Genomic DNA, 21121 nt, shown 5'->3' on the forward strand with positions numbered 1-21121 from the left:
GAAACCACTATCATTATATTATATGACACTTTTACAATCAATTGACGAGTTCCTTGGGAACATTACAGTCACTGACAGACAAGAGGAAAGTATTAAATCCTCTTTGTCAAATTTGGATGGTCATTTACTTGACGAAGAAAATGACTTGCACATTCTCCGGACGTTTACGAATGGGTCTTACGAAAGAGACACCAACATCAGGCCATTGAAAGACATTGATGTGTTTGCCGTTCTCGATTTCGAAAAATGGAAAGACGGTAATGGTAATTTACCAACGCCTCAGTCGGTACTAACTAAACTAAAAAATTATCTAAATGGATTAGATGACTACAAAGATAAAGTAAAGCAAGATAGGCCCTGCGTAACAATCGAATTGAGTGATAAGGATTTCGATGTGTTGCCAAGTTTTCCGCAGACGGCCGGAGGTTATCTAATTCCAAATCCCGATTTGTCTGGATGGACTTATTCTTATCCCGAGGACTTAACAAAGAATCTGAACAGCATTAACAAGACAAGGAACTACAAAGTAAAGCCGACTATCAAAGCCGTAAAAAGCTGGAACAAAGAAAATTCAAAATACATCCCGTCTTACCATATCGAAGAAGTTGCGATTAATATTTTTCAGGTGAATAGCTTCACGAACTATGAAGAAGCTATTAGGATTTGGTATACTAATGCTGAATATCACCTTGACTCAGGAAAATTTGATTCTTACAACGACTATGAGACTGCCATCAAGAAAGTCAAAAAGGCAAAAGATAAGCTGAAAGAAGCTAAAGAGTATCTTGATGATGATAAAGAGACGAAAGCCAAACAAATTTGGAAAGATATTTTCGGAAGAGAATTTCCTGCGGTTGAAGAAGACGAAGAGGAAGCTAAAGCGTTTTCAAAATCGCTCTCATCTGGTACTCTAAAAATCGCAAGTACTGGGGCTCTTTCAACAGCAGGTGGTTATTCAGTTACTCCGTCAAAAGGTTACTTCGGTGGCGAAGAATAAGCTTTTAGATCCATATGCACAGATAGCGGCAATGCGCCTACGCTTCCCTCAATTCAAGGTGAAGCAGACTTCAATTCTTGATGTCGAATTTATTGGCACGTTGCAGGTTAGATGGGACTTTCCGATTTACAAGGTCTTGGTTCACTACCGAGGCGATGTGCGTCCTATCGTGAAGATTTTATCTCCTGAAATTTCGAAAAGTCGTCCACATTGGCATTCGGATGTTGACGAGCCTTGCTTGTATAAAAATACAGACTATTCCTGGAACAAGCGGAGGCTAATCGCCAACGACATCATTCCATGGCTCGCGGGTTGGATTTACTTTTACGAAATGTGGTTAAGAACCGGAAAGTGGCTTGGGCCAGAAGCCGAACATGATAAACCTGTAAATAATGCAGCATGACCCAAAAAATCGTACCTCATCAAAAAGCCTTTAGCCGCGTTAAAAAGTTTGGCGACTGGGGCAATGCGATACTTGCAGTCACGACTATTGTAGCTGTCTCCTCCATAGTTTTTGATGATCAACTAAAAGGCTATGGCCTAACGGACAAAGTGAATGCATTGAATTCACTTCTAATCTTGGCGTACTTAGTATTGGATTTGACGACTTCATACGTTCTGCAAAAGGCTGAAATGCTCAGACGCCTAGTTTTCATTGACAATTCATTCGGTGTCAACCTAACTGGCAAAAAGTCCGCGGGTTATTTTACAAATGAATCGTTGACGCCAGGAGTTTATAAAATGGCTGTCAATTGTTTTGAGAATAGTTTTTTCAGCCATTTTATTAGCTCTAGGATGTTTATCAGGCTTGCAATAAAAAATATCCCTATAGCTGCCATTTTCATAGGCGCGGCCTCCATGGGCGAGGCGAAAATTGTAAACTTGATTTTCCAATTATCTCTGCCAGTGGTACTGGTCCAGCAACTTGTAAAACTTGGATTTTACGTCTCCACCACGGAAACTGTACTGGATAACTTTAAAACATTGTTCAGCGATTTACGCGGAAATCCTCCCACCGATCAGCGAACTCCAGAGATTTTGAGAAATGTAATTCAGTATGAAACCAATATTAGTTGGGGATCAATACCATTATCATCATCGTTATTTGAAAAATTTAATGACGAACTGTCTAAAGAATGGGAGCGCATGAAAAATGAATACCAAATTCCGAATCAATGACAAAATGGTATGGAAATAGGTATAAACAATTTCCTAAAGCGAGTTTCATCCGAATTGCTGATTAAAAGTAACAGCATCACCGGTATCAATATCTCAAGATCTCTGCAAATACTTGACAAGAATTTGAAAGAGCATTTTACTAATGACCTTCAGTTCCTCAACGTGTTCGGGTCGTATACGCGCGGAACGATCTTGCCTAGGCAATTCGATAAGAACTCTGATATTGATATTTTAATCGGATTCCACACTGGCAAATCGAAACTAAGGCCAGAATCTTATAGAGACAGGTTATTGAAGTTTGCCTTTAAGTATTACCCTACAGCAAAAGTAATGAAGGATCATCCTTCCATAGTAATTGAACTTAATCATATAAATTTTGATTTAGTCCCTGGGATTTTCGACACGGGCATTTTCTATAATAGCTTTGAGATTCCTGACAAGGATGGTGGATGGATGGAAACTGAACCTGAAAAATTTAACAAGAAATTAACTGACGCCAACACATCACATAATTCAATCGTAAAACCTATTATTCGGTTTTTGAAGGCATGGAACGCACATGAGAGTTACCCCTACTACTCATACGATCTTGAATCCGCTATTGTAGAAATGAACTTCAGTGGCGACACGTTCGCGAGTGGATTCTTGTACGCAATTGAAAATCTCCCCACATATGAGCTACCAAATGTATCATCTAAAAAAGTTGATGTATTACGCAACAACGCAAAATGGATTCGAGAATACGTAGAACGGGAAGATTTGGCAAAAGCTAAGGATGTTGTCAGGAGAATCATTCCGGTGGGTATCGACTAAAAAAAGTTAAATAATTATGTAGACCATTATAACTACCCCCGAGAATGTCGGATTCAAGGACGGGAAACACGTGGCTTATCTACCAAATGACTTCTTACCAGTGACATTCTTTGCCACAGACAATCTTTTACTTTTATCACTATGAAAAGATAGTTTTGAATAACGTGATAACCTGGCAACAATATCTTAGTGAATTTAATCGTGCAGTGGGTTGGAGAATCTACCAGATGTCACCATCCCTGTTCACAAGCCATCATGTGAAGAACGGCAGACGAGTAACCTCTCGACCTACACCAATTGGTTGTTCTGTCCTCCTTCGTTTTGAACAGAGACATTTTCTTGTAACGGCTGCTCACATTTTTAAACGATTTCATTACGATGCCATCGGACTATTCTACGAAACCAAGATGCACTACTTGGAAGGCAGATTTCAGCTTTCTAATTCCACTTTAGACGAAGCTGATAAGGTAGACATAGCAATCATTGAGCTCACCGACATGTTCGTAAAAAAGCTTCCGGATTTTTTTCAATTTTTCGACTTGAACACATTTAATCTTGACCATAGCGATCAAGTTGGAATGACATATCTTCTTGTCGGAAGTCCTCTGTCGCGTTACAAATTGAAACTCGACATTCAGAAAGTAGTTAATGAACCATTCATTTTTCGTACGTCAAGAGTCGATCATCCATCAACGTTCCCGAAACTTGGTGTACAAAAAAGCACTCACCTGTTAGTCGAGTACACTAGAAAAAGGGTGCGAAAGTCTAACGATGGAACATATATAACCGGTCCTGCTCTTAATGGAATGAGCGGGAGTGGAATTTGGATCACACCTAGCTTCGTTTCACAAAACAATTTCTCCGACATCAAATTCTACCCTACGGGTATACTGATTGAATATCATTCAGAGCATTGTTGTGTTGTATCTACGCGCCTACGAGTAGTCACCGAAATACTAAAACAATGCTTTAACGTACCTATATCAAAGTCAAAATTGTTAGATCTTAATTTCATTACCAATCAGATACCATCATCCAGTCTGCCTCTACGTTCTTCGCAACTATAAATATGGTTCCAACAAGGTCATGCTATGCATCCAAACCATATTTTCATTCTCGATGGAAAAATGTTTGGTATCAGGCTTTTCAATATTCTTTTGATAGCCATAGAATTGACCTGTCGTGTCTTTAACTTCTGGTGATGTTGCTAAATAGATGCTGGTTTGTGCACCATCCTCTGGCTTTGGCATAAACCGGAGAGCGATCTTGAATATTAAGTCGATTGTACTAAAACACAAAGTTACCGAATTCAAGTTAGACCTCGCTTCAGTCAAACCCTTCACCAGGTTTGTCATATCCGATTGTGGAAGTGAATTTTCGAAGTCGTTGAAAATCAAATCGATACAAAATCTGAGATGAAAAGTTGCTGTTGCCATTACTCGCATGAGTATTAGACACTTAGCTGTTCATCTTGCTCAAAACATAGTCAGTACAGGAGGTCAACTTGTTACTCGATTGTTACTCTGGCGCTCGAGTAACAAAAAGTACCGGTAACAAACCGGGTAAAAAAGACGTCTTCACTAACCTTTTTTGTATCGATATGTCACGGAAAAGAAACGCAGATCTTAATCGCAAAGAGCCCGTTCGTCTTCGCCAGAGACGAATCAAAAATGGTGGGTACTCCCTCTATCTCGACACCTACTGGAACGGTAAACGTTCTTACGACTTCCTGAAGTTGTACCTCAATCCACCAACCGATGATCTCGCGATAATTGAAAACAAAACAACACTTGAGCTCGCCAAGCAAATCAAGTACAAAAGGATTCTTGAATTGCAAACTGGTCTTCATGGTTCCGCTGTTGTAAAGCCTCGTCCGAAATTCAGAGACTTCTTCGCAGAACTCGCGAGTGAAAAAATCCGATTTGACAACAATGCTGGCAACTGGGCATCGGCCTTCAAACACGTTTTAGTCTTTCTTGGTGATGAAAATCCAACGATTCAGGAGATTGATGACATCTGGCTCGAAGAGTTCAGAGCTTACTTGCTTGAAGTTGATAAGCGAAGCGATAAACCGAGGCTCAGCTCAAGTACTGCACTCTCCTATTTCAACAGAGTTCGAACAGCTTTAACAACTGCATACGAACGGAGAATCATCGAACGCAACCCAGCTAATTTGGCAAGGCCTATTCGTGCTGAAAACGCGATGCGCGAATTTCTCACACTGAATGAAGTGAAACGACTCGTTGAGACAAAATGCGATCAACCTGTTTTGAAAGATGCATTCCTATTCTGTGTGCTTACCGGACTAAGATGGTCTGACATCGCCCATCTAACCTGGGAGGAAGTAAAAGGTAACACTGTCGATGGTTGGTATCTTCATTTCAAACAACGCAAGACAAAACTCTTTCATATTCTTCCCATCACGCAACAAGCCAAAGAAATACTCGGGGAGCGCTTACAATCAGATCTGCCGATTTTCAGTGGACTGAAATACAGCTCCAAAACTAGTATCGAACTTTGTCGATGGGCGATCGCAGCTGGTGTCGCGAAGAGGATCACATTTCATTCTGCAAGGCACACGCATGCGACACTCCTTCTCTCCCACGGAGTTGACATCTATACGGTTTCAAAACTATTGGGTCACAAACATGTGGTATCAACGGAGCGATATGCTCATATGACTGACAAGCTCAAAATCAAGGCGATTAGGACGCTAACTTCGCTAAAGGTTAAATAATCGTTATTCTATAGCTTTGATAAATTTTGCCGGGATTCCCCCGACAATGCTATTGTCTGGAACATCTTTATTTACTACTGCACCTGCTGCAACAATTGAATTTTCTCCGATCGTAACGCCAGGCAGAATTGTCGCACCAGCTCCTATCCAAGCGTTACGTTTTATGTGTATGGATTTTAGATCAAGATATTTTCTCTTTGTACGGTCAACAGGATGATTCTCTGTGGTCAAGTTTACTCTGGGGCCAATCAACACGTCATCTTCGATTGTGATGCCGCCAAGGTCGAGAAACGAACATGCATGATTGATGAACACATTTTTGCCGAGCTTAATATGCTTTCCAAAGTTTGTATAGAATGGAACAAATACCGTTGTACTCTTATCAATCTTGCTGTCAATAATCTCGCTTAACCGCTCCCTCATTTCATCGATCGTTGTTGAAGCATTCAATGCGGGGGATAATCGCTGGGCGCGGAAAACAGTTTCCCAAGCATCCTCCATTTCATCATTACGAATGATACCTCCGGCCAGCATTCGTTGAAAAATATCAATCTTCTGAGACATTAACTAAAGGCGTTTTGTTTTGATCAAACTTCAGCAGGTCGTAATGACATCGGGTTGGTTCCCGTTATTCGCTTGAAGAAGTTGTTGAAGTATGTAGGATACTCGAATCCCAAAGCATAAGCAATGTCAGCAACGTTCCAATCAGTATGCAGGAGCAATGCCTTCGCTTCACTTGCAATACGCTCACTAATATGCGTGGTTGTCGACTTTCCAGTCGTTTCTTTCACTGCTCTAAATTGGTTGCGTAGTCCTGAGCGGTACGGAGCTGAAGTGGTCGATCCGAGCCTTCAACCGGAAACTGTCTTTCAAGTAACTCAAGAAAAACATTTGTGATCCTGTGTGCTGCGTTTTTAACCTGATCAAACTCGTCAGCTGGCTGGAGCTTGAGGGCTTCGTGAATGATAAGATTGATATAATTTCTTATCAAATCATCTTTGAACGCATAGCTAGTACTTTGCTCAGCAATCATGTTTCGAAAGATGCCGTTGAGAAATTCGCGTTTCTCTTCTGAAATATGGAAGATCGGAGTTCCTCCTACTTTAAATAATGGCGAATGCTGCAGGCTTTCAGTCCGATCCGAAGGCTTATAAAAATCTTCGGAGAATAGACAAGTGTAACCAACGTAGGTGCGCGAGATTGTCTCCCATGAATACGCAACATTAGGATTGGCGAAGAACAAAATAGTGCCCTTCATGTCATAGCTACGTTCTGCATAGTTGATAATGCTTTCCCCTGTGGTTAGGCAAATCTTATAAAAGTCTTTCCGACTGTAGGAACGCACACCATTTGAATCGTCCTCAATCTGGAAAGCATTAAAGCCTTTAAGCTTAAGCTCGTTGTTAAATGCGGAAACTGATCGTTCACTACCCTTCTTTTGCATTTTTGCTTTGGTGTTAAAGTTTTAACATTCCTATTGAAATCTTTAAGCGCGCAGGTCAGGAAATGATTCCTGTTTGCTAAGCCATCGAAATACTTCCTGAATAACCAACACTATTTTTTTCATCAGGCAAAGCTCTACAAGTTAACACGATTAGGCATTAAGAAATTCAAACCTATGATTAAGAATATCAAACTGCTTGCCTAATCACTCATTCTCTTGGCTCTATTAGCATCCATGCGGTCATTGCACAGTCAAACAGCTATTAAAGCCCAAAATACCGTAAAAAACGAATATTGACATGGTCTAGCGCTAATTTACTCTACAGAAAGGTTTGAATATCTTAAGGATCGGTTTGATTTTCATTATCTAAGGCGGTGCCGAAAAGCCCACCTTTGTGTAAGTAATTCAAATTAATACATATGAAAACAATAGCAACATTAGCGGCTGTGTCATTCATGATAGTCGGACAAGCGTTTTCGCAAAGCGAACGCACTTCAACACAACAAAAGAAAATACTTATGGATACCAACCCGCAGTATACATTCGAGTTGAGCGACAAAGTCACACGAAAAAAAGTAACGTTCAAAAACCGGTATGGAATCACGCTGGCGGCTGACTTATATCTTCCAAAAAATCCTAAGAACAAACCATTGGCCGCACTTGCAATCAGCGGTCCCTTTGGTGCAGTAAAAGAACAATCGTCTGGGCTGTATGCGCAGAATATGGCAGAGCGAGGTTTTGCTGCACTTGCGTTTGATCCTTCCTACACAGGCGAAAGCGGTGGTGAGCCACGAAATGTCGCATCACCTGATATCAACACGGAAGATTTCAGTGCAGCGGTTGATTTTCTTGGACTGCAAAAGGATATTGACAGAAACAGAATTGGCATAATTGGTATCTGCGGATTTGCTGGAATGGGGTTGAACGCTGCCGCAGTAGACAAGCGGGTAAAAGCAGTAGCCGTCACCAGTATGTACAATATGAGTCGCGTAATGGCGAACGGATACTACGATGCGCTTACACCAGCGCAACGTACCCAAACTCTTGAGCAGCTTGGCGAACAACGTTGGAAAGATGCAGAGAACGGATCGTATGCCGCCAGCTCTAGCAATCTGCCGGAGAAGCTAACTGGTAATGAGTCACAATTTGTAGTCGACTATTTTAACTATTACAAAACACCGCGTGGGTTTCATCCCCGCTCTATCAATTCAAATAGTTCTTGGACTGCAACCAATCCGTGGTCGTTCATGAATATGCCACTACTCACGTATATTAAAGAAATCTCTCCACGCCCCGTCTTAATCATCGCTGGTGAAAATGCTCACTCGCGCTATTTCAGCGAAGATGCTTACAATGCAGCTGCGGAGCCAAAAGAGTTGGTTATCATTCCTAAAGCAGTTCATGTTGATCTGTATGACAAAATAGATATCATCCCTTTCAAAAAGCTCGAGGAATTCTTCAGGGCTAACTTAAATGTTGTGTCGGCTGAAAAGACTGCGGCAGTCGACGAAGGTCGATAGTGTTTTGAGCATAAAAAAAAATTAATAAAATCAGAAATGGAAAATAATATAAAAGATAAAGTAATTGCAATTACAGGCGCTAGTAGCGGTATGGGCGAAGCTGCGGCAAAACATTTGTCACAGCTTGGTGCAACAGTAGTACTGGGCGCAAGAAGATCTGACAGAACTGAAAAGCTTGCAAAGGAGATTCGTGGGAATGGCGGGAAAGCGCTCGCCATCGCTGCGGATGTCACGAAACGGGATCAGGTAAAGAATCTTGTCGATTCAGCTGTTAAAGAATTTGGACGCATTGACGTGATCCTCAACAATGCTGGAATAATGCCATTGTCACCAATGGAGCGCCTGAATGTTAATGAGTGGGACAAGATGATCGATGTTAATATCAAAGGAGTACTCAATGGAATTGCCGCAGCCCTGCCTTACATGAAAGAGCAGAAATCGGGTCAGATAATCAATACCTCTTCTGTCGCGGGTCATAAAATATTTAACGGCTCTGCGGTTTACTCTGCCACAAAGTTTGCCGTGCGTGCATTGACAGAAGGATTGCGTATGGAAGTGAAGCCTTATAATATTCGAACCACAATAGTTTGTCCCGGGGCGGTGAAGACAGAATTGTTGGAACATATTACTGAGGCAGATATCCAGCAAGCTAACAAAGACTACGTGGGAGCTGTCGGAATCAGTCCAGAGAGTTTCGCGCGTGTTGTCGCGTTCGCCATCAGTCAGCCTGACGATGTCGATATCAATGAAGTCATCTTCCGCCCGACATCGCAGGAACTTTAGACAAGAAAGTACGGGTTCAATTCATCAACAACTCAAATGAAGAGATCATGAAGTTATATGCAAGTATTATTATATTCATTCTGCCTTTGATGGTTTCGGCCAGTTGCACTTCTGAAGAAACCGTTTTGACTCCTAACACGGACTCACCGTCCGTCACTGAAAATTCAGAATCCATGAAAGATACCGTCCTGATAACTATCGGCAGCAATCAGTTTACTGCTACGCTTGAATCAAATGCTGCGGCAACAGAATTCAAAAAAATGCTTCCGCTGACGATTAACATGAAGGATCTCAACAGCAATGAGAAGTTCTTTGATCTAGCTAGTAATCTCACGACTAATGCTGCGAACCCACGAACGATCAATTCTGGAGACTTGATGCTTTGGGGATCTAACACGCTGGTATTGTTTTATAAAAGCTTTAACACGTCATATAGCTACACAAGGCTTGGAAAAATTGAAAACCCAAGTGGACTTTCACAGGCACTAGGTTCGGGAAATGTGACGGTCACTTTTGAACTTCAATGATAAAATGAGTACTCGAACTATGAAACACAAACTAATTAATTTCATAAGCCCATTGTTATTTCTGGCCACACTAATTAGCTGTAATGACAAAGGAGAAAGTCAGCAATCAGAATTGGGGTCTTCTGATGAAACAATTTTTCCGAAGGGCGAACTCGGACCAGCAACAAATTTCACCGGCAATGCCTATAATTTTGGTTTAGTATCCAATGATACTGTCTATAATACATTAGTCGGCAATGTTTATTTTGAAAAGGGAGCGAGATCGAACTGGCACGTCCATCCGAGCGGGCAAATTCTCATCGTACTTGATGGCGAGGGCTATCATCAACTCGAAGGACAGCCCAAGCAAACGATGAAAAAAGGTGATGTGATCAAGTGTCCACCGAAAATAAAGCACTGGCATGGGGCAACTGAAAAAAACAACCTTACACAAATGTATATTTTACCAAAGACACAAAATGGAATTGTGACCTGGTTAGAGGTTGTTACTGATGAGCAGTATCTCTCCAACTAATTCATGAATGTTTTCCTTTTATAAACGAATTCATATTTATTTCTGATGACCAAAATGATTTAAAGATATGTTAATAAAAATGAACAAAATGAGTAGAGCAACGGCAACAATTTGTTTTGCTCTTATGTCAGTGCTTTCGTCAGCACAAAATGACAAAACAAGTGATGCAAAAAACGAAGAATTTATCGATGGGCTAGCAGAGCTAATGGCACATTCTCTCCGTTCGCCAATTTTGCGCACGCCAGATCAATACGGAATGCAATACGAAGACATATTTTTTTCTGCAATAGATGGTGTGCCTTTGGAAGGCTGGTTTATCCCTGCAAAAGGTTCAAAAAAACTAATTATCTGCAATCATCCAATGCCCGCCAACCGTTATGGCTTTCCAGGTCATTTGGACCCTTGGAAAATGTTTGGAGGTTTCGAAGTTAATTTTCTACCGGAATATAAAATTCTGCACGATGCCGGTTACAATATTATTGCTTACGATTTTCGGAATCACGGACGCAGTGGTCAAGGCAATGGTGGTATCGTAGCGCATGGTATCGTGGAATATCGTGACGTAATTGGCTCATTGCGATATGCCAGATCGAGGCCAGATACAAAAGATATGCAAATAGCATTGTACAGCCGATGTGTGGGTGCGAATTCTACATTTGTTGCAATGGATAAACATCCCGAAGAATTTAAAAACATTACCTCAATGTTTGCCTTGCAACCTTCGCCTCCACGTGCCTTTGTAAAAACGGCAATGGACAATGCCAATATACCTAACGGATATGAATTGTTCGATGAGGCCTTTAAGAAGAAAACAGGATACGTACTGGATGATTTTAGGCCAATTGAAAACTCTAAAGCTTCCACCATCCCTACGTTAGTTGCTCAGGTAAAAGATGATTCCTCAATGCCGTTTCATTATGTGGAAGAAATCTACAACAACATATCTGCAAAAGATAAAAAGCTCTTTTGGATTGAAGGAACAGACCAGCGTTTTCAAGGCTACAATTACTTCGGGAAAAATCCAAAAGTGATGCTGGATTGGTTCGATAAGCATTTTAAATAAAAGCGATCGCCAGCCAACGACTTGAATTTTAAAAACCAATAAGGAAAATGCGTTGTCGGAAATTGTAACATATCAGGAACGCGTAACCGATAAGCAGTGTAACACTAAATAATCGTCATTATGAAAAAACGAAAATTAGGCAAAGGACAACTTGAAGTTTCATCGCTCGGCCTTGGTTGTATGGGAATGAGTGGTGGATATGGTCCAGCGAAAGACAAAAATGAAATGATTGGCCTCATTCGGAAGGCGGTGGAACTGGGAGTTACATTTTTTGACACCGCTGAAGTCTACGGTCCGTTTGCGAACGAAGAACTCGTTGGCGAAGCACTTGCTCCTGTTCGGAAACAAGTAGTCATTGCAACAAAGTTTGGATGGAAAGCTGCGGCTGACGGAAAATGGACAGCACTTGATAGCAGGCCTGATCATATAAAACGCGTTGCCGAAGGATCATTAAAGAGGCTAAAGACAGATGTGATCGACCTATTTTATCAGCACCGTGTAGATCCAAATGTGCCGATCGAAGATGTAGCGGGAGCTGTAAAAGATTTGATTAAGGAGGGCAAGGTAAAGCACTTTGGATTGTCGGAAGCAGGAGCGAAAACGATAAGACGTGCTCATGCCATTCAGGAAGTTGCTGTTCTTCAAAGCGAGTACTCGTTGTGGTATAGAAATCCAGAGACTGAGATCATTCCTACGCTCGAAGAATTAGGGATTGGTTTTGTGCCCTTCAGCCCACTCGGCAAAGGCTTTCTTACCGGTAAGATCGATGACAAAACTTCGTTTGACATTACAGACTTCCGAAACAACGTGCCACGTTTCACATCTGAAGCACGTAAGGCAAACCAATCGTTGGTTGAAGTCCTTGCATCAATAGCCACTGAAAAAAGTGCAACACCGGCACAAATCGCTTTAGCATGGCTCCTTGCAAAAAAGCCATGGATCGTACCGATACCTGGAACAACAAAACTCGAAAGACTACAGGAAAATCTGGGCGCGGCAAAATTTAATCTCAGTCAACCAGAACTGTTAAGGATTGAACAAGCCACTTCAAGTGTAGACATTGTCGGATCACGATATCCAGAAGAATCTGAAAAGATGACTGGACTGTAAGATTTAAACTACTTCCTTACCTAACAAATATGCGACATCAAATTATCCTCACTCTTCTCTCCCTGATATTGATCTCTACGTTTGGGTTTTCTCAGAACAACCCTGTCATGGATATATTTCCAAAGGGCACCACTTTACATGGAAACGTAGCGTATAACAATGATACACTAAGTAAACACTTGCTCGACATTTACCTGCCACCAAACGCGAAGGGCAAATTGCCGCTGGTTATCTTCATTCATGGAGGTGGTTGGCTGGGTAATGATAAGTATGCAGATATTGGCTACATGAAAAAAACAGTGGCGGAAATAGTAAGTAGTGGTTTTGCACTCGCATCTATTGATTACCGGTTTGCAACACAAGCTGTTTTTCCTGCACAGATACAAGACTGCAATCGCGCAATTTCTTTTCTGATTGACAATGCGGATAAATACGGCTTGGATAAAAAACGAATTGCTATTATGGGCTTCTCAGCTGGTGGGCACTTAGCCTCGTTAACGGGTTTGTCAAAGAATAATAACGTAGAAAACTTTTTCATGCCAGGAACCAATAAATCATTCACGTTCAAAGCTGTAATTGATTTCTATGGTCCCGCAGAGTTAATATTATTTCCTGGGGCAAACGATCCTAAGTCTCCCGAAAGTCTTCTGATTGGTGCAACTCCACTCTCGCGCCCAGATCTTGCAAAAGCAGCAAGCCCAGTTACTTTTGTCGACAAAAACGATCCGCCATTTCTGATTATCCATGGCGAAAAAGACGATATCGTTTCCAACAAACACTCGCACCTGCTGAGTTCATGGTTAAAAGTTGCCGGGGTGCAGAATGAGTTAGTAATCGTCAAAGATGCGCCTCACTTTGGTGTGATGTTCGATGCGGATGATGTGAGGAGTAAAGTTATTGCATTCCTAAAGAAGCAAATGAATTAAGAAGCTGCTCATCCAGAACGTCAATAGCATGGCAGATCGGAACCACACTCTTTTGCGAGTACAGAATGTCAATCAGCAACCATGATCACTACGTGACAACGAAGCGTGGAAATAAATTTTGAAAGTTATTCAGAATCAAGTCGATACAAAAATACATGAAAGGTAGCTTCTGTTAAACTAATTGTTGGTCTACCACTTCGCTTATCAACTTCAAGCAAGTAAGCACGAAATTCTTCCAGCCGGATGTCGTCATTCTGGCACCCTCCTACCTCAACAGAGTTCGAACCCCAGAATCCTAAGAGGTTGACCTTGGACTACCACTTTTATAAGTGTTGGATGATCACTGCAATCTTTTAAAAAAGTTACTTTGACCTGTCAAAAAGCCTTATGCTGCAAAGGAAAGGGTGAACGAATCATTGTCATTGAGTTCAACTGTGTTTGTTGCGGACTTGAGGTTGATGAAATATCCAATAACATTTAAATATTGAATTCTACTTATGAAAATTTTAGTAATTGGAGGAACCGGCCTAATCGGCAGTGAAGTCAGTAAAAAACTAATTACCGAGGGCCACGAGGTTATCATTGGCGCACCGTCTAAAGGTGTCGATGTCATATCAGGCAAAGGACTTGCCGAAGCATTGAAAGGAACTGAAGTCGTAATTGACCTTTCAAATTCTTCATCACCTGATGACGAGACAGCCTTAAACTTCTTTCGTTCAGCTGGAAAAAATTTAGTGGGTTATGAAAAGGAAGCGGGAGTGAAACATCATTTAGTGTTATCGATAGTTGGAACAGATCGCGCTCAGTATATAGGATATCTAAAAGCGAAGACGGAGCAAGAAGAAAATATCAAACGTTCAGGTATCCCGTATACCATTATTCGGTCTACCCAATTTCATGAGCATGTCACCACAATTATTACTGTGCAAGGTGTCGATAATGAAGTTCATGTGTCAACAGTCGATTATCAGCCAATAGCAGCTGCGGATGTTGTGAAGTACGTATCTGAGTTTGCCCTGAAAGAGCCAAGAAATGAGACCGTGGAGATTGCAGGCCCCGACCGAGATTTGATGACGCACTTTGTACAAAAATATCTCGATTATAAGCGAGATAGCAAAGTTGTGATTGGTAATAATCACAGTAGATACATGCATCTTGATATTCCTAAAGATCTTTTAGTCCCACTTGGAGACTGTCATAAGGGCAATATCACTTTCGAGGAATGGTTGAAGGTCCACTAGCAAATTAATTGCTTCCAGGAGCGGTGGTGGTCTTGAACGACTGTCACACCACTCTCCTTCATTTTCAACATTTTACTTCTGCCAATGCGCTCACAAATTTTGACATCTCATCTTGATTAAGAGATGCAAATCCTAGCCTGATTCCATTAATTCTTGTAGAATATCTATACACACTCCCGTCATTCATGTGAATACCCTTCGAGGCGAGACGTTTGACCAACTCGGGGATTGAATAGTCGTTATCGAATGTACCCCACACTGCCATCCCTCCGAGTGGAGTTTTGAATTGCAAAACATCCTTCATGGAAGTCTCCAGCATACTGCAGAATTGATCACGTCTTTCATGATACAATTTGACGGATCTCCTGATGTGACGTTGCATATCTCCCTTGTTGAAGAGTTGAGCTACCGATTCTTCAAACAATACATCACCCCGAATCTCTATCAATTGTTTTAACTTCGAAGCCTCCAAGATAAAGTCAGCACTTGCTACTAAATAGCCTAGCCTGATAGTGGGTGCCAACGTTTTTGAGATTGAACCAATATAAAGTACATAACCGGAATGGTCAGCGCTGGCCAATGGCAAGATTGGACTATTTTCATAGTGGAAGTCGTAGTCGTAATCGTCCTCGATCACTGGAAATTTATAACGCTTAACCAACTCTAATAACTTCTGCCTTCTGTCCGCACTTAACGTTACTGTTGTTGGATGATGATGATGCGGAATAACATATAATAAATCAGGGGGAGAATTTTTACAGATCGTTTCAATCGCATCGACATCGATACCGTTCTCGTCAACTTCCACCTTGATCAACTTTGCGCCCAATTGTTCAAAAAGCTTATCTGCGAGAACGTAGTTCAAATCACCAACAACGACAGTGCTACCTGGTTTCAATACCATGCTTGCAGCAATGAAAATGGCTAACTGCGCGCCATGCGTCACCAGAACGTTTTCAGTTTCAATGTTTAGCGCTCTGGTTGCAGACAGGAATATCGATAGCTCGCGCCTTAACGCTTGGTTTCCCGAAGAGCTTTCCTTCATAAGCTTACCGTGGAAAGATGGTTTGTTTAGCAAAGCTTTATAACGATCAAGAATTAGAGTGATAGGTGCTATGCGCTGATCTGGATAGCCATCATTAATAATTAATTGATATGGTTTTAGTTCGCGCGAGGGTGGGCGGCTAAAGGTTACCTTATTGTAAAAAGTTGGCAAACTGACATCTCCATCACCCTTCATCAAATCGATTCCGAAAGATTTCGGTTTAATTATCGGCAATCGCTTGGAAATAAATATTCCCTTTTTGCCAAGTACCTCCGCCCAACCTTCTGCACACATTTCGTCATAAGCGGCAACTATTGTCGTTCGATTAAGCTTCATTATAGTCGACATATCCCGGCTCGCGGGTAGCCGATACCCCGGCCTGATCTTTCCGCTTTCAATTAGCTGTATGATCCCATTCGCAACCTGCTTGAAAATTGGTGTCGAAGAGTTCCTATCGATGTCGATGAGGCTACGGAATGGTAATTTTTGTAATGCCATGGTAGTCGATCCTGATCGAATCAGGACGGCCTGAACTGGCCATAGATCGAACAGGAGCACAAATATAGTTTGAGGATGTGTTGAACTGAAGAGATTGTGCAGTCAACGCCTACGCGCATGAATAAAGTCAGCGGCTTAACAAAGTTCTTGATGACATGCGTGACATTAGCTACCTTTGTCAGAGCGCCAAACACCTAAAAATCTAATTCGGCATAGTTAGGTTTTGTTACTGATACTTAGGCATTTTTTGATGGTAGTTTGTTGCGTGACCCACCTAATGCATTGACATTCTGTATTGAGCACATTTTGTATCGGGAAATGATGTTCCTAAACATCCCGAATAAAGTCGAAATAACTGTCAACACATTAATAAATAATAAGAAGAAGGATTTCTTTGGTGATCCCTCGAGTTATTTTCGGCCTTTTTTGTTGCTAGTTTGTTGCTTGATTTCCTGAGCACTACGCGCAACACCTGAAAATCCCTTTCTGGATGTTTAGTTTTTTCTAGCGATGATTAGATGAATTTTGTTGCTAGTGATGCATTTACTTTCGATCAATAAGATCAATGAAGTTCACGTCGCAATTATCTTTTGATCGACCATATTTTGAAGAAACACAAATTGACACCATGCGCTCTCCTCGATTGATTCGTTGCAGAATCGCGTCAGGATTGACCGTAGCTTGTCCGTGAAGAATATCATCAGCAAGTTCCTCTCCAGCGAGATCTCTCAAGACGATCATCACAGCATCTTCCACCGAAGCATACACGGAGAGATTTTCCCATTCAACTGAACTAATACCGTTCGACCTGAATAACTGATATGGATGCAGTTCAACGGCACTCCTAACGATCCGATAAACGTTCAATGAAGATTTACCTGGAAAGAAATAGCAGGTGATATATACAGGAAAATTAATCATGATGTTAGATTACTTAGGTTGGATACTTAATCTATTAACAACATGGAGATAATTTTCGTGCTCGGCTCACACGATCTTCAAAACAATTAGAGAATCCAACCAACTTCTTGACGTCACCATAAAAAAGTGCTCGCTACAGTGCAAACGACGTCCAACATGCGAAATTGAACTGATCAAACATCTACGCAGGCAACCGATTGGTTCGCATTGGTATTAAAATCGTATGCAGTACCAACGATCCTCCTGCGCACTTCAGATCTAATTAACGTCACTAAATATGAAAAACTTACAGATTACTGAAACCGCGTCTCCACTTTACTCCCCGGGGACGGTTGTGTATGCAAAGGATAATCCAGCGATAGAGCTCGCAATCCTGCATTATGTAGGGGGAATCTATTACTGTGCTGTCGTCGGCGACGCCAAGTACAATAATTTACCGTTCCTCGAATGTCAACTCGGGCAACGGAGTGAAATGGATCGCAAACTTTGACAGGTTGTGCATCTATATACACAGTGCTGTTGTTTTACAAACAAAAAGGAGAATGTTACATACATCCCACTTCGTTGCAAACACATTTAATTCACGATAGGCGTGCTTTAAATCTTCATTAATTGCAACGTTAATCATCAACTTGATGTTACTTGTATGTCACTGCTCTGTTGCAATGACATGATCTATGAAAATAAAAATTGCTATTTTTTTTGTGGCTGCCGCAACGATTTTAATTGCTTGCTACGGCGCTATCGCACAGGAGGCACCGAAGATGAATAAGGAAGAGAATGCCCGGATCGACAGCCTTGCGATCGCGTACAAGCTCAACGACAAGCGCGAGAAACTGAACATTGAAAAGAAGCGACTGATAACTAAACAAAAAGAAAAAGCTGACTCAAAGTTAAAAGCCAAAGATGCAAACCGTCTTTCTAGTGCTGAAAGAAAAGGGCGAAAAGTAAGAGTTAATGCAATTGCCGAAAAACCAAAGTGATGGCGTGCACTCGGCTAGCGCGATTTATATCCGCTTCTTGAACCTTCCGACACCACAACTTAGAATACCAAACAAAATAAAACAAAACAAATCTTATGACACAAAATCCGTCACCAGTCGAAATCTGGGAAATCCAAAAGATAAAATTAAAATCGATGTTCAAAAATGTTCACGACGACGATTTCAAATTTGATTATGGCAAAAAAGAGGTCATGATGAGCAACTTGCAGGTAAAGCTCGGTAAAACGCGGGAAGAATTGAACAAGCTACTGGAAGGTCTTGGCCGGTTTTGATTCTCATCCTTCGAGAACACGTAAAGTATTATCTATAGTCAAGAGAGTTTAGTATTTCATGTATGGACAACTCTGCGCCGCAAATCACCTCCTTGCTTGCTCCATAGTATAAACGAAGCTTGTCACCTAATACCAAATGCCGATTCGTAACAATCACGTTGTCAAAAAATCCCTTCAACTCGTACCTTCTGTTGGCTCCATGATTGGCGATCCTCTTCTTCCCAGAACGACCCTAGGTCATGAATACTTCCTTTTCCAGGTATGACACCAGAAATCAGTGAATAATGTAAACTGTTTCCGTTGGACTACAACATACAAGCATCAGGTAACGCTACATTTGCGAATGAATCGGAACGACAAATCGGAATCAAATATAAGCCGGCGCTAGTCTGCTATTATTAGCCGATTGAATACCATATGACCACCTACCAATGAACGTTATGAATCTATGTCAGACCATTCTACTTGTAGAAGACGATGGGGATGATCAGGAGTTTTTTATCACTGCGTTGTCCGGAATAACCGACCCTCCCCTAGTCCTAGTAGCAGCTAACGGAAAAGAAGCAATTGATATACTCGAAAGATCTATCGTGCTGCCCTCGATGATTTTTATGGATATCAACATGCCGATCATGGATGGCATCGAATGTCTTCGATACATTATGAATGAGCCTCTAATGAAAGGGATACCAGTGATCGTCTTGTCGTCTGAATCCTACTACGAAGAAAAAGCACGAAATCTCGGCGCGGTTGGATTTATTAAGAAACAATTCTCTATCTCCGATTTGCGTAATAATATCGAGCGCGAACTTTATACTCCACGTCAGACCGAAAAGTACTATGAAAAGAAAAATCAAAACAACAACTAAGTTTACCAGATTCATCCCCCTCCCTGAGCAAAAAAACAAAGAGGACGTGATCCAGGAGGAAAATGAAAGAAAGCATCGTGAGTCCGTAATGCATGGCGAAATTTTCAACCGTCCAACAGCGTTACTAGTCAAAACGACGAAGGCCATTTTTTAGATCAGTGCCTAATAGCATCTCGGCCCCTTGTGCGTGTTTCTTTTTATAATTCCCTATTACTTCAGCGTCTCCAAACAAGAACAACAGCGCCTCTTTCATCGACTGTGCACGAACAACATCCTTGAATATGACGATCGGTTCATGAAAGTTGATATACACAATAACATCAGGAGACTCACGCATAAATTGCTCAACCTCAACAAACGAAAATCTTCTAGCTCCAAATAGGTCATCCACAATATCACCCTTCTGCGCGAATAGCAAAAAAACACATCAATCAACCATGATCGTAAATAAATCTTCTGATCATACTACCACATCTTCGTAACCACTTTTGATTATGGTTGAGACCATCTTGAATCGTACGTTCGCCATGATTGAATTTCTGGCGTGCCCTGGTATAATGATGGCCTGGCCGACCTCCAGGTTCGTCGTCACATCATTAATAACGACCTCAGCTTTCCCATCGATTATGTGAATGAAGGTGTCAAACGGCGATGCCTTTTCCGTCAGAACCTCACCGCTATCGATTGAAACCACGCTTACATTCCCGGTGATTCTTTTTATAACTGTTTTTATAACCACGGATTTCGGCACATATTCAATGATGTCAACGATAGTAAATGGCTTGCCTCTTTCTTGTTCAGTATTTTTCACAGGAGTATATGTTTAAAGAAAAGACATTCGTATTTATGTAAAGGTCGATATTACGCACGCGAACACTTTACATTCCAAACAGGTATTGTTACATCGATCACTCAGTCAGGACTAAACGTAAGTTGACAATGTCCTCTCAGGGTAAAAGGTGTTACCATCCCACATTTCATCCTCCCGCAAAGATTAATGGGTAGGCGACATTTGCTTTGCGACGACCTGACAGCGATTTGCTACAATCCTCAATACCGGAGCGTGGCTCGCCTTTTCATTACAAAAAAAATAACCGGACTTAGATCTTCGTTTAAGACTACGAAAAACGCTGGGAATATTACCTGGCACCCCGACCTGCTAATTATTCGCCAATCAGGATGTAACCTGGGTAGCCCCCATAGACCTCATGAGTCTGGCTTCGGGTCGAATGATCTCATCCAAACATGAACAGAACATTAAAAAATCGGAATGCTTGATCAAGCTTAACGACGCACCATGCCGAAGCATAAATTCGATATCGTCAGCTTGCCCGGATGGAGCGCATACAATAACGGGAGTTCCTACAAACTCAAGAGAGCACCTGATCATTTTTAAGCAGCTATAACCGTCCATGAGGAGCAGCATATCTATATCAAGAAATATATAGTCCGGTTTGGGAATGGCCTTTTTGCTGTACCTGGAGAATGCATCATCACAACAAAACTCCCTGCGATAAGTGGCATCTATCCTTAAGTGTTGCAATGCAGCCGAAAATACGTCGGGCTCGTCGCTGCGTGATTTGATAAGTAGTATGTTCATATGTATGTTCTTAAAATGTTGTCAACCGTCGTCCGATCACACGAATGCCTGGTATGAA

The 21121-nt window shown here is 41.5% G+C and carries 26 protein-coding genes; 17 read left to right on the top strand and 9 right to left on the bottom strand.

Translation table 11 applies throughout. From position 1 onward, the window contains the following. The first annotated feature begins 22 nt into the window (after positions 1–22). The 4 genes from DQQ10_RS05290 to DQQ10_RS05305 are packed head-to-tail and all read left to right on the top strand — an operon-like array spanning position 23 to position 2989. Positions 23–997, top strand: coding sequence for an SMODS domain-containing nucleotidyltransferase (locus DQQ10_RS05290; RefSeq protein WP_112745800.1), 975 nt, complete (start codon positions 23–25; stop codon positions 995–997). Further along, the gene (locus DQQ10_RS05295) at positions 984–1400 is read left to right on the top strand and encodes a hypothetical protein (RefSeq protein ID WP_112745801.1); all 417 of its coding nucleotides are present in this window, start codon (positions 984–986) and stop codon (positions 1398–1400) included. Before DQQ10_RS05290 ends, DQQ10_RS05295 begins: the two co-directional genes overlap by 14 nt. After that, the gene (locus DQQ10_RS05300; RefSeq protein WP_112745802.1) at positions 1397–2176 is read left to right on the top strand and encodes a hypothetical protein; all 780 of its coding nucleotides are present in this window, start codon (positions 1397–1399) and stop codon (positions 2174–2176) included. Before DQQ10_RS05295 ends, DQQ10_RS05300 begins: the two co-directional genes overlap by 4 nt. Before the next feature lie 9 nt (positions 2177–2185). Beyond that, a complete protein-coding gene (locus tag DQQ10_RS05305; RefSeq protein ID WP_133259535.1) occupies positions 2186–2989 on the top strand; it encodes an SMODS domain-containing nucleotidyltransferase in 804 nt (267 codons plus the stop codon). A 1061-nt stretch (positions 2990–4050) separates the two neighbouring features. Here the strand turns inward: DQQ10_RS05305 and DQQ10_RS05315 are convergent. Beyond that, positions 4051–4425 (bottom strand): hypothetical protein, encoded by a 375-nt coding sequence (locus DQQ10_RS05315; protein ID WP_133259536.1) that lies wholly within the window; start codon positions 4423–4425, stop codon positions 4051–4053. Positions 4426–4589: 164 nt separating this feature from the next. On the opposite strand from DQQ10_RS05315, the gene DQQ10_RS05320 reads away from it, so the two are divergent. After that, entirely contained in the window at positions 4590–5726 is a 1137-nt protein-coding gene (locus DQQ10_RS05320) for a site-specific integrase (RefSeq protein ID WP_112745806.1), read from the top strand. Positions 5727–5729: 3 nt separating this feature from the next. On the opposite strand, the gene DQQ10_RS05325 is transcribed toward DQQ10_RS05320, so the two are convergent. Genes DQQ10_RS05325 through DQQ10_RS05330 form a run of 3 tightly spaced genes read right to left on the bottom strand, consistent with a single transcriptional unit; the run spans position 5730 to position 7170 of the window. Then, positions 5730–6290 (bottom strand): sugar O-acetyltransferase, encoded by a 561-nt coding sequence (locus DQQ10_RS05325; RefSeq protein WP_112745807.1) that lies wholly within the window; start codon positions 6288–6290, stop codon positions 5730–5732. Between the two features lie 23 nt (positions 6291–6313). Beyond that, complete coding sequence (locus DQQ10_RS28205; RefSeq protein ID WP_245970295.1) at positions 6314–6517, bottom strand: helix-turn-helix domain-containing protein; 204 nt, start codon at positions 6515–6517, stop codon at positions 6314–6316. Next, complete coding sequence (locus tag DQQ10_RS05330) at positions 6514–7170, bottom strand: AraC family transcriptional regulator (protein ID WP_245970296.1); 657 nt, start codon at positions 7168–7170, stop codon at positions 6514–6516. The genes DQQ10_RS28205 and DQQ10_RS05330 overlap by 4 nt, the downstream gene beginning before the upstream one ends. Positions 7171–7589: 419 nt before the next feature. On the opposite strand from DQQ10_RS05330, the gene DQQ10_RS05335 reads away from it, so the two are divergent. The 8 genes from DQQ10_RS05335 (at position 7590) to DQQ10_RS05370 (ending at position 14854) form a co-directional block, all read left to right on the top strand. Next, positions 7590–8690, top strand: a complete 1101-nt coding sequence (locus DQQ10_RS05335; RefSeq protein ID WP_112745808.1) for an alpha/beta hydrolase — start codon at positions 7590–7592, stop codon at positions 8688–8690. Positions 8691–8726: 36 nt separating this feature from the next. Next, complete coding sequence (locus DQQ10_RS05340) at positions 8727–9473, top strand: SDR family oxidoreductase (protein ID WP_112745809.1); 747 nt, start codon at positions 8727–8729, stop codon at positions 9471–9473. A 173-nt stretch (positions 9474–9646) separates the two neighbouring features. Beyond that, positions 9647–10000 carry a cyclophilin-like fold protein gene (locus DQQ10_RS05345; protein WP_245970297.1) on the top strand — a complete coding sequence of 118 codons (354 nt, stop codon included), beginning with the start codon at positions 9647–9649 and terminating at the stop codon, positions 9998–10000. Positions 10001–10019: 19 nt separating this feature from the next. Beyond that, on the top strand, positions 10020–10514 hold the full coding sequence (locus DQQ10_RS05350) for a cupin domain-containing protein (RefSeq protein ID WP_112745811.1): 495 nt from the start codon (positions 10020–10022) through the stop codon (positions 10512–10514). Positions 10515–10602: 88 nt separating this feature from the next. Further along, complete coding sequence (locus DQQ10_RS05355) at positions 10603–11577, top strand: alpha/beta hydrolase family protein (RefSeq protein ID WP_221409670.1); 975 nt, start codon at positions 10603–10605, stop codon at positions 11575–11577. A 120-nt stretch (positions 11578–11697) separates the two neighbouring features. Then, positions 11698–12687: an aldo/keto reductase gene (locus DQQ10_RS05360; RefSeq protein ID WP_112745812.1), complete on the top strand. Its 990-nt coding sequence runs from the start codon at positions 11698–11700 to the stop codon at positions 12685–12687. Positions 12688–12716: 29 nt separating this feature from the next. After that, positions 12717–13613: an alpha/beta hydrolase gene (locus DQQ10_RS05365; RefSeq protein WP_245970298.1), complete on the top strand. Its 897-nt coding sequence runs from the start codon at positions 12717–12719 to the stop codon at positions 13611–13613. Positions 13614–14110: 497 nt separating this feature from the next. Next, complete coding sequence (locus DQQ10_RS05370) at positions 14111–14854, top strand: SDR family oxidoreductase (protein WP_112745814.1); 744 nt, start codon at positions 14111–14113, stop codon at positions 14852–14854. Between the two features lie 64 nt (positions 14855–14918). Here the strand turns inward: DQQ10_RS05370 and DQQ10_RS05375 are convergent, their stop codons facing one another. Further along, positions 14919–16397, bottom strand: coding sequence for an aminotransferase-like domain-containing protein (locus DQQ10_RS05375; protein ID WP_112745815.1), 1479 nt, complete (start codon positions 16395–16397; stop codon positions 14919–14921). Between the two features lie 543 nt (positions 16398–16940). Continuing rightward, positions 16941–17318 (bottom strand): hypothetical protein, encoded by a 378-nt coding sequence (locus tag DQQ10_RS05380; protein ID WP_112745816.1) that lies wholly within the window; start codon positions 17316–17318, stop codon positions 16941–16943. Positions 17319–17595: 277 nt separating this feature from the next. On the opposite strand from DQQ10_RS05380, the gene DQQ10_RS05385 reads away from it, so the two are divergent. The 4 genes from DQQ10_RS05385 to DQQ10_RS05405 all read left to right on the top strand — a co-directional run bounded on the left by DQQ10_RS05385 (position 17596) and on the right by DQQ10_RS05405 (position 19463). Further along, positions 17596–17808: a hypothetical protein gene (locus DQQ10_RS05385; RefSeq protein WP_112745817.1), complete on the top strand. Its 213-nt coding sequence runs from the start codon at positions 17596–17598 to the stop codon at positions 17806–17808. Between the two features lie 187 nt (positions 17809–17995). Next, positions 17996–18301 carry a hypothetical protein gene (locus tag DQQ10_RS05390; protein WP_112745818.1) on the top strand — a complete coding sequence of 102 codons (306 nt, stop codon included), beginning with the start codon at positions 17996–17998 and terminating at the stop codon, positions 18299–18301. 95 nt (positions 18302–18396) lie between these two features. Then, on the top strand, positions 18397–18594 hold the full coding sequence (locus DQQ10_RS05395; protein ID WP_112745819.1) for a general stress protein CsbD: 198 nt from the start codon (positions 18397–18399) through the stop codon (positions 18592–18594). A gap of 440 nt (positions 18595–19034) precedes the next feature. Further along, entirely contained in the window at positions 19035–19463 is a 429-nt protein-coding gene (locus DQQ10_RS05405; protein ID WP_165823805.1) for a response regulator, read from the top strand. Between the two features lie 124 nt (positions 19464–19587). On the opposite strand, the gene DQQ10_RS05410 is transcribed toward DQQ10_RS05405, so the two are convergent. The 3 genes from DQQ10_RS05410 to DQQ10_RS05420 all read right to left on the bottom strand — a co-directional run bounded on the left by DQQ10_RS05410 (position 19588) and on the right by DQQ10_RS05420 (position 21063). Then, the gene (locus DQQ10_RS05410) at positions 19588–19854 is read right to left on the bottom strand and encodes a hypothetical protein (RefSeq protein WP_133259537.1); all 267 of its coding nucleotides are present in this window, start codon (positions 19852–19854) and stop codon (positions 19588–19590) included. Between the two features lie 69 nt (positions 19855–19923). After that, entirely contained in the window at positions 19924–20274 is a 351-nt protein-coding gene (locus DQQ10_RS05415; RefSeq protein ID WP_112745822.1) for a cupin domain-containing protein, read from the bottom strand. Between the two features lie 363 nt (positions 20275–20637). Further along, positions 20638–21063, bottom strand: coding sequence for a PleD family two-component system response regulator (locus DQQ10_RS05420; RefSeq protein ID WP_112745823.1), 426 nt, complete (start codon positions 21061–21063; stop codon positions 20638–20640). Positions 21064–21121 lie beyond the last annotated feature (58 nt).

Source organism: Pseudochryseolinea flava, assembly GCF_003286915.1.
Taxonomy (GTDB): Bacteria; Bacteroidota; Bacteroidia; order Cytophagales; family Cyclobacteriaceae; genus Ohtaekwangia; species Ohtaekwangia flava.